Source organism: Mesorhizobium sp. M2A.F.Ca.ET.037.01.1.1, from assembly GCF_003998075.1.
Taxonomy (GTDB): domain Bacteria; phylum Pseudomonadota; class Alphaproteobacteria; order Rhizobiales; family Rhizobiaceae; genus Mesorhizobium.
The window spans coordinates 1-1,115 of record NZ_RZSA01001452.1 but is presented as its reverse complement, the minus strand read 5'-3'; the positions used below and the strand labels follow the sequence as shown (position 1 = coordinate 1,115).

Sequence of the window (1,115 nt, the reverse complement as noted above, 5' to 3'; positions counted from 1 at the left end):
GATCTATCGTCGCCGGGCTCATTGTCAGCAGCTTGCCGCGGAGCGCGGCATCGAGCTCTAGCCGGCCATGCCGTTCAAGCGCTGGCAGCAAGACAGGTATCAACGGCGCAGCCGTTTGGAACACAGCCGCTCCGATGCCTCCCACAACACCACGAGCGCTTCGCGAACATCGCCGCCATAGCGAAGGCTGTGCCTCTTGTTGCCAGGTATCTTCGACGCGCGTTGACGGAGCACTCGGATCGCATGCTTGCGATGATAACCGGTCACCGCGACGAACTCATCGAGGATGAGGCGCTTATCGCTTCGGCTCCCCGATCGATACCGCTCGACAATTGCTTCCACCAATTCCGACCGTGTCGCCATGCTGATCCGCCTTGCCATCCACCCTCCGAATCGGGATGACAACACCTGACCATCCCATTCGGAACAGCGACACTATTGGTAACATTTTGCTTGAGGCAATGCGGGGGTCAATTTCTCATTTCGCCCGACACGTCTGTTGTCTGACGACGATCGATCACGCTCTCATCCGCGGATTGGTTACCGCACGACCCTTTTTCCGTCGTGGACCTTCCTCCTTCTGCTTGGCGGGCGTCAGCCGAAGCCTGCCCCAGCGCCGTATCGAGGATTGTCCTGCGTCAATCAGGTCGCGCAGCACGCCAGCCAAGTTGTGACGTCGGTCCTGCTGATTTCTCCTCTGCTGTCATCCGCGCTCTTTGGGCTTCGCAACCCTGACCAGCTGCGCCCGAGCGCTACCCCTCGCGTATTGTTCGGCCACCCTGGCGCTCACATGGGCGCACTCGGGTCAACCGGATTGTGTACGGCTTTACGGCTTCATGGATTATCTCCTCGGGTTGCTACGGATCCGAGGCTGAGCCTGTTTCCAATTCGAGCATTTCTGGCTCGGTTGAAACTCACATACGGTCGCCGCTCGGGGCGGCTGCACCCTTATCCCGCATACGGCGGCTAGGCTCAGGAGGACGTGACCATTCTTAGGGGCGGTTGTTGAGACCATATGCCAGGCCGGTTCGTCCACCTGGATCCGCCAGGGCTGATCAGGCCCCGTCAGATGGTGAAAGAGGTTTGTTTGGCTTCAGATCGGGCCGGCTTTATGG

1 protein-coding gene is annotated in these 1,115 nt (G+C 59.6%); it reads right to left on the bottom strand.

Annotation, left to right across the window (positions count from 1 at the left end):
* Positions 1 to 99: 99 nt before the first annotated feature.
* Positions 100 to 381: a hypothetical protein gene (locus tag EOA27_RS37525; protein WP_245491346.1), complete on the bottom strand. Its 282-nt coding sequence runs from the start codon at positions 379 to 381 to the stop codon at positions 100 to 102.
* Positions 382 to 1,115: the final 734 nt, after the last annotated feature.

Excerpts from the sequence above, each read along its gene's own strand:
- EOA27_RS37525 (WP_245491346.1), bottom strand. The coding sequence starts at position 381 with ATGGCAAGGCGGATCAGCATGGCGACACGGTCGGAATTGGTGGAAGCA.